At 73.4% G+C, this 13,900-nt stretch carries 11 protein-coding genes; 4 read left to right on the forward strand and 7 right to left on the reverse strand.

The window, feature by feature from the left end; genetic code table 11:
- Positions 1-27 precede the first annotated feature (27 nt).
- On the forward strand, positions 28-2,391 hold the full coding sequence (locus MXD57_RS15790) for a M4 family metallopeptidase (RefSeq protein ID WP_250402071.1): 2,364 nt from the start codon (positions 28-30) through the stop codon (positions 2,389-2,391).
- 62 nt (positions 2,392-2,453) lie between these two features.
- Here the strand turns inward: MXD57_RS15790 and MXD57_RS15795 are convergent, their stop codons facing one another.
- The 3 genes from MXD57_RS15795 to MXD57_RS15805 form a co-directional block, all read right to left on the reverse strand.
- On the reverse strand, positions 2,454-3,653 hold the full coding sequence (locus MXD57_RS15795; RefSeq protein ID WP_250402072.1) for a glycoside hydrolase family 64 protein: 1,200 nt from the start codon (positions 3,651-3,653) through the stop codon (positions 2,454-2,456).
- 139 nt (positions 3,654-3,792) lie between these two features.
- A complete protein-coding gene (locus MXD57_RS15800; RefSeq protein ID WP_250402073.1) occupies positions 3,793-4,548 on the reverse strand; it encodes a dienelactone hydrolase family protein in 756 nt (251 codons plus the stop codon).
- Positions 4,549-4,660: 112 nt separating this feature from the next.
- Positions 4,661-5,281 (reverse strand): L-threonylcarbamoyladenylate synthase, encoded by a 621-nt coding sequence (locus tag MXD57_RS15805; RefSeq protein ID WP_250402074.1) that lies wholly within the window; start codon positions 5,279-5,281, stop codon positions 4,661-4,663.
- A gap of 621 nt (positions 5,282-5,902) precedes the next feature.
- On the opposite strand from MXD57_RS15805, the gene MXD57_RS15810 reads away from it, so the two are divergent.
- Complete coding sequence (locus MXD57_RS15810; RefSeq protein ID WP_250402075.1) at positions 5,903-7,432, forward strand: helix-turn-helix domain-containing protein; 1,530 nt, start codon at positions 5,903-5,905, stop codon at positions 7,430-7,432.
- 163 nt (positions 7,433-7,595) lie between these two features.
- Here the strand turns inward: MXD57_RS15810 and MXD57_RS15815 are convergent, their stop codons facing one another.
- Together MXD57_RS15815 and MXD57_RS15820 are read right to left on the reverse strand one after the other, a co-directional pair.
- Positions 7,596-8,864 carry a serine hydrolase domain-containing protein gene (locus MXD57_RS15815; protein WP_250402076.1) on the reverse strand — a complete coding sequence of 423 codons (1,269 nt, stop codon included), beginning with the start codon at positions 8,862-8,864 and terminating at the stop codon, positions 7,596-7,598.
- Positions 8,865-9,195: 331 nt separating this feature from the next.
- Entirely contained in the window at positions 9,196-9,663 is a 468-nt protein-coding gene (locus MXD57_RS15820; RefSeq protein ID WP_250402077.1) for a hypothetical protein, read from the reverse strand.
- Positions 9,664-9,961: 298 nt separating this feature from the next.
- On the opposite strand from MXD57_RS15820, the gene MXD57_RS15825 reads away from it, so the two are divergent.
- Entirely contained in the window at positions 9,962-11,311 is a 1,350-nt protein-coding gene (locus MXD57_RS15825) for a transaminase (RefSeq protein WP_250402078.1), read from the forward strand.
- Between the two features lie 18 nt (positions 11,312-11,329).
- Entirely contained in the window at positions 11,330-11,770 is a 441-nt protein-coding gene (locus tag MXD57_RS15830; RefSeq protein ID WP_250402079.1) for an Lrp/AsnC family transcriptional regulator, read from the forward strand.
- A gap of 35 nt (positions 11,771-11,805) precedes the next feature.
- Here MXD57_RS15830 and MXD57_RS15835 read toward each other — a convergent pair whose 3' ends face one another.
- Positions 11,806-12,876, reverse strand: a complete 1,071-nt coding sequence (locus MXD57_RS15835) for a PP2C family protein-serine/threonine phosphatase (RefSeq protein WP_250402080.1) — start codon at positions 12,874-12,876, stop codon at positions 11,806-11,808.
- 122 nt (positions 12,877-12,998) lie between these two features.
- Positions 12,999-13,889 (reverse strand): Gfo/Idh/MocA family protein, encoded by an 891-nt coding sequence (locus MXD57_RS15840; protein WP_250402081.1) that lies wholly within the window; start codon positions 13,887-13,889, stop codon positions 12,999-13,001.
- Between the last annotated feature and the right edge of the window lie 11 nt (positions 13,890-13,900).

The following is a 13,900-nucleotide window of genomic DNA, read 5'->3' on the forward strand; positions in this document are numbered from 1 at the left end:
GTGAGTCGTCTTCCCCACAGACGGGCCATGGCCGGAGCCGCACTGGTCTCCACCGCGGCCTTCCTCGCCGTCGGCATCCAGTCGGTGCCGGCCGCCGCCAAGCCCTCCGCTCCCCACGCCGGCCACCTGCGCACCGGCGGCCTGGAGGCCAAGCTCTCCCCGGCCCAGCACGCCAAGCTGGTCAGGAGCGCCCAGCAGAAGACCGCCACCACCGCCCGCTCCCTCGGCCTCGGCGCCAAGGAGAAGCTGGTCGTCAAGGACGTCGTCAAGGACAACGACGGTACCCTGCACACCCGTTACGAGCGCACCTACGCCGGGCTCCCCGTCCTCGGCGGCGACGTCGTGGTGCACACCCCGCCGGCCTCCGTGGCCAAGGGCACGGTGAGCACGACCTTCAACAACAAGCGCACCATGAAGGTGGCCTCCACCACCGCCGCCTTCGCCAAGGGCGCGGCCGAGACCAAGGCCCTGAAGGCCGCGAAGGCCCTCGACGCGAAGAAGGCCACCACCGACAGCGCCCGCAAGGTGATCTGGGCCGGCGAGGGCACCCCGAAGCTCGCCTGGGAGACGGTGATCGGCGGCCTCCAGGACGACGGCACGCCCAGCGCGCTGCACGTCATCACCGACGCCACCACCGGCAAGGAGCTGCACCGCTACCAGGCCATCCAGACGGGTACCGGCAACACCCAGTACAGCGGCTCGGTCAGCCTCAGCACCACGCTGTCCGGCTCGACGTACCAGCTCTACGACACCACGCGCGGTGGCCACAAGACGTACTCCCTCAACGGGGGGACCTCCGGCACCGGCTCGCTGATGACGGACTCGGACGACGTCTGGGGCACCGGGTCGGGCTCCAACACCCAGACCGCCGGTGCCGACGCCGCCTACGGCGCCCAGGAGACCTGGGACTTCTACAAGAACACCTTCGGCCGCAGCGGCATCCGCAACGACGGTGTCGCCGCCTACAGCCGGGTCCACTACAGCAGCGGCTACGTGAACGCCTTCTGGGACGACAGCTGCTTCTGCATGACCTACGGCGACGGCTCCGGCAACACCCACGCGCTGACCTCGCTCGACGTCGCCGGCCACGAGATGAGCCACGGCGTCACCTCCAACACCGCGGGCCTCAACTACAGCGGCGAGTCCGGCGGCCTGAACGAGGCCACCAGCGACATCTTCGGCACCGGCGTGGAGTTCTACGCCAACAACTCCTCCGACCCCGGTGACTACCTCATCGGCGAGAAGATCGACATCAACGGCGACGGCACCCCGCTGCGCTACATGGACAAGCCCAGCAAGGACGGCGGCTCCGCCGACAGCTGGTACTCCGGCGTGGGCAACAAGGACGTCCACTACTCCTCGGGTCCCGCGAACCACATGTTCTACCTGCTCTCCGAGGGCAGCGGCAGCAAGGTCATCAACGGGGTCAGCTACAACAGCCCGACCTCCGACGGCGTCGCCGTCGCCGGCATCGGCCGCGCCAAGGCGCTGCAGATCTGGTACAAGGCGCTGACGAGCTACATGACCTCGAGCACCAACTACGCCGGTGCCCGCACCGCCGCCCTGAACGCGGCCGCCTCGCTGTACGGCACCAACTCCGCCGAGTACGCCGGGGTGGGCAACGCCTTCGCCGGCATCAACGTCGGCAGCCACATCACCCCGCCGAGCAGCGGTGTGACGGTCACCAACCCGGGCAGCCAGAGCGCCACCGTCGGCACGGCGGTCAGCCTGCAGGTCCAGGCGAGCAGCACCAACAGCGGTGCTCTCACCTACAGCGCCACCGGTCTGCCGGCCGGCCTGTCGATCAACGGCTCGACCGGTCTGATCTCCGGCACGCCCACCACCGCCGGCTCATCCAGCACGACGGTGACGGTGAAGGACTCCACCGGCGCGACCGGCACGGCGACCTTCGGCTGGACGGTCAGCACCACCGGCGGCGGCTGCTCCTCGTCCCAGCTCCTGGCCAACCCCGGCTTCGAGTCGGGCGGCACCGGCTGGACGGCGACGAGCGGCGTCATCACCACCGACTCCGGTGAGGCCGCGCACAGCGGTTCCTACAAGGCGTGGCTCGACGGCTACGGCACGTCGCACACCGACTCGGTGTCCCAGTCGGTGACGATCCCCGCGGGCTGCAAGGCGACCCTGACCTTCTACCTGCACATCGACACCTCGGAGAGCGGCAGCACCGCCTACGACAAGCTGACGGTGACCGCCGGTTCGAAGACCCTGGCCACCTACTCGAACGTCAACGCGGCCTCCGGCTGGAGCCAGAAGTCCTTCGACCTGTCCTCGCTGGCGGGTCAGACGGTCACGCTGAAGTTCAACGGCGTGGAGGACTACTCCCTGCAGACCAGCTTCGTCGTGGACGACACCGCCCTGACCACAAGCTGATCCGGGCACCAGGCGGTCCCGCACCCCGGAGGAACCTCCGGGGTGCGGGACCTTCCCATGTCTCAGCTCAGCGGATCCAGCGTCAGATACGCCTGCCGCGGGCCGCCGTCGTGCACCAGCGACTCCTGGTTGCCGACGTCGTCGAAGGCGAAGGCGTACGCCTTGCCGTCGGCCATCCGGGAGTGGACGGCACGCGCGTAGTGGTTGGTCACGCCGTCCTTGTAGAAGTCCGCCGGCGAGGTGTCGGGCTGGTGCGGATCGCTCAGCAGCGTGGAGCGGTTGAAACCGGCGCACAGCGTGCGGGAGATGGGGCCGCGCACGGTGTCGTTGGGCGCGTCCAGCAGCTTGTGGCAGCCGAAGATGCTGGCGGCGTCCGGCTTCCGGAAGCCGGTGACCACCGCTCCCGAGGAGTCGGTGAAGTTCATGACGTTCCCCGACACCCGGCCGAAGTAACGGGTGTTCGGCTGGTCGGCGAAGGGTGTGACGGTCAGCGTCGACGTCGCGTACTTCTGCCACACCCGGTCGACGTAGTCGTCCATGACGTTCGCCGGCAGGGCCCCGGTCTCCACCCCGTACAGCGGGGAGAGCGCACGCAGCACGGTGCCGTCGGCACGCGTCTGGACCAGGCCGGACCAGCCTCCCGGCCGGCTGCGCAGGGTGTCGAACACCGCCTTGTAGCCGCCGGGTTCGAGACGGCCGGTGGTGCTCACGCCGCCGTCCGCACGCTGCACCCCGTCCGTGTACGGCGCCGAGAACATGTCCACCTGGGTGCTGTTGAGCCACAGGCCGGAGTCGTTCAGGGTGTACTCCGACCAGTTGAACAGGATGTTCCGGTTGGGGTCGGAGGGGTTCTGCACGGCCGGCTGCACCAGGCCGCCGGTGGTCAGCCGGAAGTCGAGTTTCCGGCCGTAGGAGAAGTAGATCCGGCCGGAGAACCTGGGTATCCGGATCGTCCTGGACTGTCCGGGGGCCGGACCGGCGATCGCCGCGTCCGGTGCCGGAGTCGGCGGATCGCCGCCCGCCGGCCAGGCGTGGAAGGCGCCGCCTTCGTCGGCCCAGCCCTGCCGTCCCGAGGAGAGCTGGGTGCCGAGGTCGTATACGTACACGGGCTCGGAACGGCCCGAGTTGTTGGTGATCTTCAGCGGGATGGTGTCCGGGACGGCGGCGCCGGCGCGGTCCGGCGTGCCGAGTGCGAGCACACCGCCCACCAGGGCCGCCGCGGCCGCCAGGGGCAGCACGGGACGTGTACGGCTGGGGAGCACTCTCCACCTCCGTGGGGGGTCGGGGTGGTACGGATATTGGTCCGTACCTGTCGTGAGAGCGCTCTCAGCGTCCTGTTCGATCGCGTGCATGTCAATGATGTGAACAGGATCCGCGGCCCGGCGGACGCCGCGGCGAACCTCAGAGGGCGCGTTCCAGCAGGGACAGCAGGGCGGACCAGTGCCGTTCGTCGGCCTCCCGGTCGTAGGCGGTGGTGTCCGCCTGCGTGAATCCGTGCGCGGCCCCCGGATAGACCTCGGAGGTGTGCCGGACACCGGCGGCGGTGAGCGCGTCCGTCAGCCGCCGGATCTGCGCCTCGGGCATGGACCGGTCCTGGTCGGCGTGGCCGAAGTACAGCTCGGCGGTGATATGCCCGGCCCCCAGGTGCGGACTGTCGGGGGCGTCGGTGGCCAGCCGTCCGCCGTGGAAGCCGGCCGCGGCCGCGACCCGGTCCGGGTGGGTGGCCGCGGTCCGCAGGGCCAGCCGGGCGCCCATGCAGTAGCCCGTCAGCGCCACCGGGCCGTCGGCGACCACGGGGCTGCGGGCGAGCCAGTCCAGGTAGGCGTCCGCGTCCCGCCGGGTCCGGTCCGGCGTGAGGGAGGCCATGACCGGTCCGATCCGCTCCCAGATGGTCGGGTCGGCCGCGGTGTCGATGAACTCCGGGACCTCTCCGATCGGGGTGCGGCCGTGCCGGTGGAAGACGTTGGGCACCAGCACCGTGCAGCCGGCGGCCGCGAGCCGGTCTGCCATCGAGCGCAGCCACGGGCGCAGCCCGTACGCGTCCTGGTAGAGGAGCACCCCCGGCCGCGGCCGCCCGTCTGCGGGGTGGGCGAGATAGGCGTCGGCGACGCCGTCCGCGGTCGGTACGTCGACGTCGGTGCCCTGTACGTCGGTCATGGTGGGGAGCCTCCCGGATGGATCGGCCGAGCGGGGCCCGGGTGCCCACCGGCCTCGCGTGTACGCCCTCATGCTGCCACGCAAGATCCATACGGCCGGGCCGGCCCGTCCGTCACTCGAAGCGGGCCGTGTCCCCGGCGCCCCGCCGGACGATCTCCGCCTCCCCGCCGGAGAAGTCGACCACCGTGGTCGGTTCGGTGCCGCACTCCCCGGAGTCGACCACCGCGTCCACCACGTGGTCGAGCCGGTCCTTGATCTCCCAGCCCTGGGTCATCGGCTCCTCCTCGTCCGGCAGCAGCAGGGTGCTGGACAGCAGCGGCTCACCCAGTTCGGCCAGCAGGGTCTGGGTGACCACGTGGTCGGGGATGCGCACGCCCACCGTCTTCTTCTTCGGGTGCAGCAGCTTGCGCGGCACCTCGCGGGTGGCCGGGAGGATGAAGGTGTAGCTGCCCGGGGTCGACGCCTTGACGGCCCGGAACACGTCGTTGTCGACCCGTACGAACTGGCCGAGCTGCGCGAAGTCCCGGCACATCAGGGTGAAGTGGTGCCGGTCGTCCAGCCGGCGGATCGAACGGATCCGCTCCATGCCGTCCCGGCTGCCGATCTGGCAGCCCAGCGCGTAGCAGGAGTCGGTCGGGTATGCGATGAGCGCCCCCGAGCGCACCGCGTCGACGATCTGGCCGATGCTGCGCGGCTGCGGGTTCTCGGGGTGCACGTCGAAGTACTTCGCCATCCGCCGAGCTTAATGCCCTTCCGGGGGTGCCGCGGGCCGGGCGGGCCCCGTCCGCCGTGGCATCCGTACCGCCGGCACCGCCGGCCGGCGGTGAACCGGAACGGGACGCCCGGTCGGCGGTGCCGGTGCCTCCCCTCGGCGCACCGGCCCGCCGCACCGCCCGTACACCCGTACGCGTTCCGCGCCCCGCCGGGCAGGGCCCCCGCCCGCCGCCCGGGCGCACGCGGGGCACCCGAGCGGGTGCCCCTGGACGGGCTGTGCGCCTCCGCCGCGGTCACCGGTGCGCTCCGCCTGCCGGGCACCCTCCTCGCGGGGACCGGAGTGTGCCGCTCGCCGGGCACGCACACCGGCGCCCCGGACCGCCGGGAGCGATCGGCGGCCCCCGTGCCGGAACTCCCCGCGATTCGCCTCGTGTAGGACGTGCATCAGGGGGCATCCGATGGAGGAGCCGCCCGGGGGCCTCCCCCCCGCCACCGGGCTGCGGTGCCTCCGCCGGCGGTCCACCCCCCTGACCGCCGGCGGAGCCGCGCCCACGGGCGCCGCCGACGGCACGAGGCCGTGAATCGGGTAACGTCCACGTCCGAAACCCGAGGTCGACGCGAGAGCGAGGAGGGGCACGACGTGGTCGGCCGAGTCGACGAAGGCCTCCACGCCGAGGAGCCGCACACCACCGACTGGGCCGAGCAGTTGCTGGACCATCTGCGCCCCGCCGCCCGCGATCCGCACCGGCTCGTGGCCTGGCTGGGACGGGCCCTGCGGGCGGCCGTGTGCCTCCAGGACCCGGACGGCGGCCTCCTCGCGGGCGAGCCGGTGCCGCTCGACTCCGCCGTGCTCGCCGACGTGGGAGGCGGCCGGGTCTCCTCCGCCGCGCTGCACGACGGCGAGCGCCACGTCCGCATGGTCGCGGTACGCCACCGCGAGCAGGGCACCGGCGCCGTGCTGGCCCTGGTCCGCGGCGAACCCTTCGACCCGCGAGCCGCCGCGCTCGTCAACCGCGCCGCCGGTGTGCTCGAACTCCTGCTGCGGCACCGGGAGCTGACCCGTGCGGGGCACCGCCTGCGCCGGGCCACGGCCGATCTGCGGCTCGCCATCCTGCAGTTGCTGATGGTGGAGGACATCGTCTCCGCCCGCAGGGTCGCCGCGGGCCTCTGGCCGGGCCTGCTCGAGGGGGACACCGCCAGGGTGTACGTGGTGGAGAGCGACCCCGCCGAGCGGGACGCCCTCGCCGACGCCTGCGCTTGCGCCACCGACGGCCAGGCACTGGTCGTGCGCTGTCCCGCGAGGGACGGCCATGTCATCGTCGTCGGCCCCGAACCCGCGGCGGGGCAGCGGCTGCGGTCCCTGATCGACGGCCGGCCCGGCGTCTTCCTCGGCGGCAGCCTGCGCCAGCGTCTCGCCCACACCGCCACCGCCTACGGCCAGGCCGTCAGCGCCCTCGCCGTCGCCCGCTTCCGCCCGGACCGGACGGCCGTCCACGCCGAACGCACCCACCCCGAGCGCCTCATGGACCCGGCCGCACTGCACGCCTGGTCCGCGGCGGTGCTGCGCCCCCTCGACACCCTGCCGCACCACACCCGCGCCGAACTCCTCGCCACCACCCGTCTCGGCCTGGAGTTCACCGCCGTGAGCGCGGCCAAGGTGCTCGGTGTCAGCCGCAACACCGTCCGCGCCCGCACGGACCGTGTCGAGGCGCTGATCGGCGCGGACTTCGCCGGCCTCGCCACCCGGGCCGCGGTCCGGCTCGCGCTCGGCTCCGAAGCGGGGCACGGCCGGTACGGCCCCGGCGGCACGGAATCCGCCCCGCCGTCCGGCGTCCGGCTCGCCGACCTGCTCACCCAGCCCGCGCTGCGCGGCTGGGCCGGGGATCTCCTCGGCCGCCTGGACGGCGACGGCCGCGATCTGCGCCGCACCGTGCGCTCCTGGCTCGCCGCCGACGCCAACGCCGAGCGCGCGGCACGGGAACTGGGCGTCCACGCCCAGACCGTGCGCGAGCACGTCCGGGCCGCCGAACCCGTGCTGGAACGCCAGTTGCTGGCCGGCGGGAGCGATCTGTACGAGGTCGTGCTCGCCCATCTGGCGCTCGGTGCCCTCGCCCTGCCCGGCCTCGGCGGGGCGAACCGGGGCCAACCGGACTCGCCTGTGCACGGGTGAGTCCCCGGCGCCGCCGGGAGGGCACGGGCGCGGTACCCGCGGCCGTGCCCCGTGCGTAACGTCGGTGATGCGCGGGGCACGACCGGTACGGGGGACCGGTCGCCGCCCCGCCCCCTTCTCGGCGGCGGGGTGGATCCCCCCCTTCGCGGCAGCCCGGCCGGTCTCACCGCGCCGCGGGCTGGGCCGGCAGGTCGAAGACGTGACCGGGGGAGATGATCCGTGTGACGGCCCGTCCGAACAGCGTGCTCGGCTCCTGGTTGTCGTGGCCGATGTCGGTGTTGAGGGCCACCACCAGGGTCGTCCGCGCCTCGGGCAGGTGGATGGTCAGGGTCTCGTAGCCGGGCAGCGAGCCGTTGTGGCCGATCCATCCCTGCACGTCGAAGATCCCCAGCCCGTACCCGGCGCCCGGGATCGCCGTGGGCGGTGTGTCGAGCCGCTGCCGCTGCGCGGCGGCACTGATCATCCGCCGGCCGTCCGGGAATCGGCCGGTCGCCACCGTGGGCGCCCAGGTCCGCAGGTCCCCCACGGTGGAGATCATCGCGCCGGCCGCCCACGCCCACGACGGGTTCCAGTCGGCCGTGTCCTGCACCTTGCCGTCGGCCGTCTGGTCCGTGTAGCCCTGCGGGTGGGGGGAGGGGAAGCCGGCGCCCGACGGGAAGGAGGTGTCCTTCATCCCGGCCGGGACGAGGATGTGCCGGCGGATGTAGTCACCGAGCTTCAGCCCGCTCTGCCTCTCGACCACCAGGCCGAGCAGGATGAGGTTGGTGTTGCTGTAGTAGAACTTCCGCCCCGGCGGGAACATCACCGGGTGCCGGAAGGAGTAGCCGAGCAACTGCCGTGGTGTGAAGGGGCGTTGCGGATCGGATGTGAGGGCCTTGAAGAAGCCGTCGTCCTCGGAGTAGTTGAACAGCCCGCTGCGCATCCCGGCCAGCTCGCGCAGGGTGATCCGGTCCCCGTTCGGGACGCCGTCGACGTACCTGCCGATCGGGTCGTCCAGGCCGGCCTTCCCCTGGTCGACCAGTTGCAGCAGCGCCGTCACGGTGAAGGTCTTGGTCTCGCTGCCGATCCGGACGTACATGTCCGGTGCCATCCTCCGGCCGTCGCTCCGGTCGGCCACGCCGAAGGAGCGGACGTAGCTGCCGCGGTCCGGCGTCCAGACGCCGACGGTGACGCCGGGCACGTCCGCCGTGCGCATCACCTGCCGCACGGCGGAGTCGAGCCGTCGGGTCACCTGGGGGGTGAGCGGGCGGACGGCGTCCGGTCCGGAGGGGGAGGGGGAGGGGGAGGAGAGGATCGGCGAGCCGGTGGCGGCCGCGACCGGCGCGCCGGCCTGTGCCGCCCCGGCGGGAGCGCCGGTGAGCGGTACCGTCAGTGCCCCTGCCGCGACGGCGACCGCGGCCCCCCTGCGCAGGCGTGCGAGCGAATGCGACATGGGCGACTCCAACCACATGAGAGCCGGACGTGCGGTGGGCGAGACGTCGGAGCCCTGCCCGCTCAGCATAGGGGCGCCGACCGCACCCCGCCCGTCGGCCCGGTGAGGGCGGCGGCCGACGGTCCCCGCCCAACTCGGGGTGAGGCGGCGGTCTTCGGGGCGGTCCGCGAGGAGGGGGCGAACGTCCGGAGCACACGCCCGCCGTGTCCGCTGCGAGCTCCGGGGGAGTGCCGGACGGATGCGCCCGTACCGGGTGCACTCGCGCCGGCGGCCGGTGCGGCGGGGCCGGCGTGCCGGGCGCCCCGGTGCTGTGCGGCGCCGTGGCGGCCCCCTAACGTCCGCACAGGGGAGCCGTGACCGCCAGCATGCCGTTGGCCTGCCGCAGTGCGCTCTCCAGGGTGCCGGGTGTGTGCAGCGAGCCGGTGCCGTCCGGCGGGACCAGCCATTCCAGGGAGCGGGCGGGCCGGTACGGGGGCGGCACGGCGACCCAGGACCCCTTGGTCGCGTACCGCAGGCCGGCCCCGACCCAGCCGCCGGCGGGGTCGGGCGGCAGGAAGAACCCGACCCGTCCCGCGGTGGTGTCCACCAGGGTCGGGCCGGGCACGGGCAGCCCGGGCCGCCACAGCAGGTCAAGTGTGAGCAGACCGAGCCGGTCGGGCACGCTCAGCACGTCCCAGAAGCGGCCCGCCTCCAGCACCGAGACGCCGTCGCCGTGGTCCCACTCCCACTTGCAGGCCCGTGGATCGCCCGCCGCCGCGGCGAGCCACTCCACGCCCCGCATCCACATCGCGTTCGTCATGCACTGCTCCGGGTGATTCTCGCTCGTCCGCCCGCGGCGCGGGAAACGGTCATGACCGGGCACTCGGTGCGTGGGCACGCCAACCCGGCATATGCATGCTGATAGATATTTCTATCCGGCGGAAGGGGTGGCGCAGGCCGGCGTTTCGGTGGCGCGCCCGGCGTTCCCGTGGCCAGGCGGCAACGAGCAGCCGATTCGAGTGTTGTGGCAATCGATTCGAGCGTCAGACCTTGTTCGATGTGCGTTTTCGGTCGTACGCTGCTGCTGTTCCGTTGCCCAGCCCATACCGAGGTACTCCATGGACCGCACGCGTCTGCACGCCCTACTGGCCCGCGAGAGCGCGGAGGCCGAACGCCGCAACCCGCGCTCCAGGGCGGCCTACGCACGGGCCGACCATCTCTTCGGCCGCGTGCCGATGACCTGGATGAACAAGACCGCCGGGGCCTTCCCCCGCTACCTCGCCGGGGCACGCGGCGCCCGGGTCACCGACGTGGACGGCCACGAGTACATCGACTTCTGCCTCGGTGACACGGGCGCGATGGCCGGTCACTCGCCGGCCCCGGTCACCGAGGCCGTCCAGCACCGGTACGGGACGCTGGGCGGGGCCACCGCCATGCTGCCCACCGAGGACGCCGAGTGGGTCGGCGCCGAGCTGACCCGGCGCTTCGGCCTGGCCCGCTGGAGTTTCTCGCTGACCGCGACCGACGCCAACCGGTGGGCGATCCGGCTCGCCCGCGCCGTCACCGGCCGCCCGAAGATCCTGGTCAACAGCTACTGCTACCACGGCAGCGTCGACGAGTCGCTGATCGTGGTCGGTCCCGACGGCCGGGGCGCGGACCGGCCCGGCAACGTCGGCGCCCCGTGCGACGTCACCCGGACCAGCAGGGTCGCGGAGTTCAACGACCTGGCCGGGCTGGAGCGCGAGCTGGCCCACGGCGACGTCGCCGCCGTGCTCATGGAACCCGCGCTCACCAACATCGGCATCGTGCTGCCCGAGCCCGGCTACCTCGCCGGCGTCCGCGAGCTGACCCGGCGGTACGGGGTGCTGCTGATCAACGACGAGACCCACACCTTCTCCGCCGGACCCGGCGGCTGCACGGCGGCCTGGGACCTCGACCCCGACCTGCTGACCATCGGCAAGGCGATCGGGGGCGGCATTCCGGCCGGCGCGTACGGCCTGTCCGCCGAACTGGCCGAGCGGCTGCTGGGACGCGACGACCTGGACCTCGTGGACATGGGCGGCGTCGGCGGCACACTCGCCGGGAACGCCCTGTCGGTGGCCGCGACCCGCGCCACCCTGGAGCACGTGCTCACCGACGGGGCCTTCACCCGGATGGCGGGGCTCTCGGAGCGCTTCGAGGCGGGCGTCCGGGCCGGTGTCGAGGCGTACCGGCTGCCCTGGTCCGTCAGCCGGCTCGGCGCCCGCACCGAGTACCGTTTCACCTCCCCGGCACCCCGCACCGGCACCGAGTCCGCCGCCGCCACCGACCCCGAGCTGGAGGACTTCCTGCACCTCTACCTCGCCAACCGGGGCATCCTGCTGACCCCGTTCCACAACATGGCGCTGATGTGCCCCGACACCACCGAGCAGGACGTGGACACCCACACCGAGGTCTTCGCCGCGGCCCTGGCCGAACTGGCGGAGTGAGAGAGGACGCCCGCCCAGATGGACGAGATCGACCGCGCCATCCTGCGCGAACTGCAGACCGACGGCCGTATCGCCTACGCGGATCTCGGCCCCCGGGTCGGCCTGTCCGCCTCGGCGGCCCGGCAGCGGCTGCAGCGCCTGCTGGACTCCAGGGCCGTCCAGGTCGTCGGCGTCACCGACCCGATGGCGATGGGCGGACAGGCCATGGCGCTGCTCGGCATCGGCGTCGACGGCGACCCGCGGACCGTCGCGGACGCGCTCGCCGCCCGCCCCGAAGTGGTCTACTCGGTGCTCACCGCCGGCGGCTTCGACCTGTTCGCGGAGGTGGTGGCGCCGGGCCCCAAGGACCTGCTGGACTTCGTCAACGACGTGGTCCGGCCCGTCGAGGGAGTCCGCGACGTCCAGTCCTTCCCGTACTTCGGGATCCACACCCACCGGTTCCTCTGGGACGTGGGCTGACCGGTGCGGCACATCCCCGGACACCGGGTGGCCGGTCAGGCACCCGGTGTCCGGGGCGCGAGCACCAGCATGGTGGCGTCGTCGCGGACCTCGTAGCCGAGCCGCGCCAGGTCGTCCCACACCGCGCCGGGCAGCTCGGCCGGGGGGACCGCGGCCAGGCGGGCGAGCCGCTCGGGCAGCGGATAGAAGGCACCGGCGGCGTTCCGGGCTTCCCAGAGCCCGTCCGAGGCCAGCAGCAGCCGGTCGCCCGGTGCGAGGGCGAGGGTGACCTCCTTCGGCGGGTCGAGGCCGACCAGCCCGATCCCCAGCGGCGGACCGGGGGCCACGGTCGCCTCCCTCGCCTGCCCGTCGTGCAGCAGCACGGGCGGCGGATGACCGCAGGCCACCACCCGCACGGCATCGGCGTCGCCGGTGAACTCCAGCAGCACGGCGGTGGCGAACAGCTCCGTCTGCCCGGCACCGGCCGCGTCCACGGAGAGTCTTCGGTCCATCCGGGCCGCGACCGCCTCCAGGTCCGGCTGGTCGAGGGCGGCCTCGCGGAACGCGCCCAGCAGCGACACCACGGTCGCCATCGCCGCCAGGCCGTGCCCCCGCACGTCACCCATCACCGCCCGGACACCGCCGGGACCGTCCCGCACGTCGAAGAAGTCGCCGCCCACGAGGGTCCCGTCCTGCGCGGCCCGGTAGAAGCCGGCGCAGCCGATCCGCCCGACCCGCTCCGGCAGCGGTGGCATCACCGCCCGCTGCACGGCCTCCCCGATGGCGCGTTCCACGACGAGCTGGGCGTCCCGATGGCTGCGCACGTAGGACACGAACACGCTCAGCAGGGCGACGAACACGACCGTGAGCAGATCGGTGTTGCCGGGGCGGTTCAGATGCGTGGCCGGCACATTCAGCACCACGACGACCGCGCCGCCCAGCGCGGCCGTCGCCCAGGGCCCGTACGACAGGACCGCGAGCGGCGGGATGGCGCCGAGCAGGAACCCGAGATCACGTGCCTCCGAGGTGACGAAGGTGGCGGTGGTCACCACCACCAGCAGCACCACCGGCAGCACCCGCACCCACCACGGTGGCGGCGCACCCCGCAGCCAGCCGCGATCCTCCACGTCCCGACGCGACGCCCCGCCGCGCACCCCAGTCACACTCCCACGCTACGCCGCCCCCTCGCCCCGCACCTCCCTCCGCCGCCCGCGACCGCCGGGCGGCGGAGCGCCGGCATCGGGGCGGGTCAGTCGGTCGTGCGGCCGGCCAGGCGGGCCTCGGCCATGGCGAGGATCTCGGTGACGCGCAGGCCGAAAGTGGCGTCGCAGGGATGCGGGCGGCCGGTGCGCGCCGCGGTCAGGAGGGCGTCGGCGGCGCGGGAGAGGGCGGGGACCGCGCCCTCGGAGCTCCTGGGCAGTACCGCCGTCCCGGCCTCGCCGCGCAGCTCCAGGTCGGCCCCGGCCGCCGCCGGCGGGGCCGTCAGGCTCAGGGTGAGGGTGCTCGAGGCGCCGGCGGCGTGGTCGAGCACCAGGTGCACGGTGTCGGCGGGGCCGTGCGCCGCGGCCGCCACCTGCCGGACGTCGCCGAGCACCGGCAGCAGCAGGGAGAGCGCGTGCGGTCCCACGTCCCACAGCGCGCCCTTCTCCCGCCGCCAGGGGGAGTGCGCGAACGGGCTGTCACCGGTGAACACCGCCCCCAGCCACTGCGCCCGCGCCGTGAACCAGCCGGCCGTGGCGGCCTGTTCCTCGATCCACGCCTCCGGCTCCTTCTGGAAGCGGGCGGTGAAGAACACCACGGAAGCCACCTGGGCCCGTTCCACCGCCTCGACGACGGCCCGCCCCTCGGCCGCCCCCGCCGCCAGCGGCTTGTCCAGCAGCAGATGACGGCCCGCCCGTGCGGCCCGTACCGCCAGCTCCGCCTGCGCGGACGGCGGCAACGCCATCGCGACCGCGTCCACGTCGTCCAGCAGCGCGTCCACGTCGTCGTACGCCCGCACGCCGTACCGCGCCGCGAGCTCGGTGGTCGCCTCCGGGCGGCGGCCCCACACCCCGGCGAAGTCCAGGCCGGGGTGCCCGGCGAGGGCGGGTGCGTGGGCCGCCCGGGCCCACGGGCCCGTTCCCAGCAGTCCGATGCGCATGTCGTCTTCCT

The organism is Streptomyces cellostaticus (assembly GCF_023630175.1).
Taxonomy (GTDB): Bacteria; Actinomycetota; Actinomycetes; order Streptomycetales; family Streptomycetaceae; genus Streptomyces; species Streptomyces cellostaticus_A.

Bases quoted from the DNA above. Each gene is read 5' to 3' on its own strand.
- MXD57_RS15790 (WP_250402071.1), top strand. From the start codon at position 28: ATGGCCGGAGCCGCACTGGTCTCCACCGCGGCCTTCCTCGCCGTCGGC.
- MXD57_RS15800 (WP_250402073.1), bottom strand. From the start codon at position 4,548: ATGACCGACGTACAGGGCACCGACGTCGACGTACCGACCGCGGACGGC.
- MXD57_RS15805 (WP_250402074.1), bottom strand. From the start codon at position 5,281: ATGGCGAAGTACTTCGACGTGCACCCCGAGAACCCGCAGCCGCGCAGC.
- MXD57_RS15815 (WP_250402076.1), bottom strand. From the start codon at position 8,864: ATGTCGCATTCGCTCGCACGCCTGCGCAGGGGGGCCGCGGTCGCCGTC.
- MXD57_RS15820 (WP_250402077.1), bottom strand. From the start codon at position 9,663: ATGACGAACGCGATGTGGATGCGGGGCGTGGAGTGGCTCGCCGCGGCG.
- MXD57_RS15825 (WP_250402078.1), top strand. From the start codon at position 9,962: ATGGACCGCACGCGTCTGCACGCCCTACTGGCCCGCGAGAGCGCGGAG.
- MXD57_RS15830 (WP_250402079.1), top strand. From the start codon at position 11,330: ATGGACGAGATCGACCGCGCCATCCTGCGCGAACTGCAGACCGACGGC.
- MXD57_RS15840 (WP_250402081.1), bottom strand. From the start codon at position 13,889: ATGCGCATCGGACTGCTGGGAACGGGCCCGTGGGCCCGGGCGGCCCAC.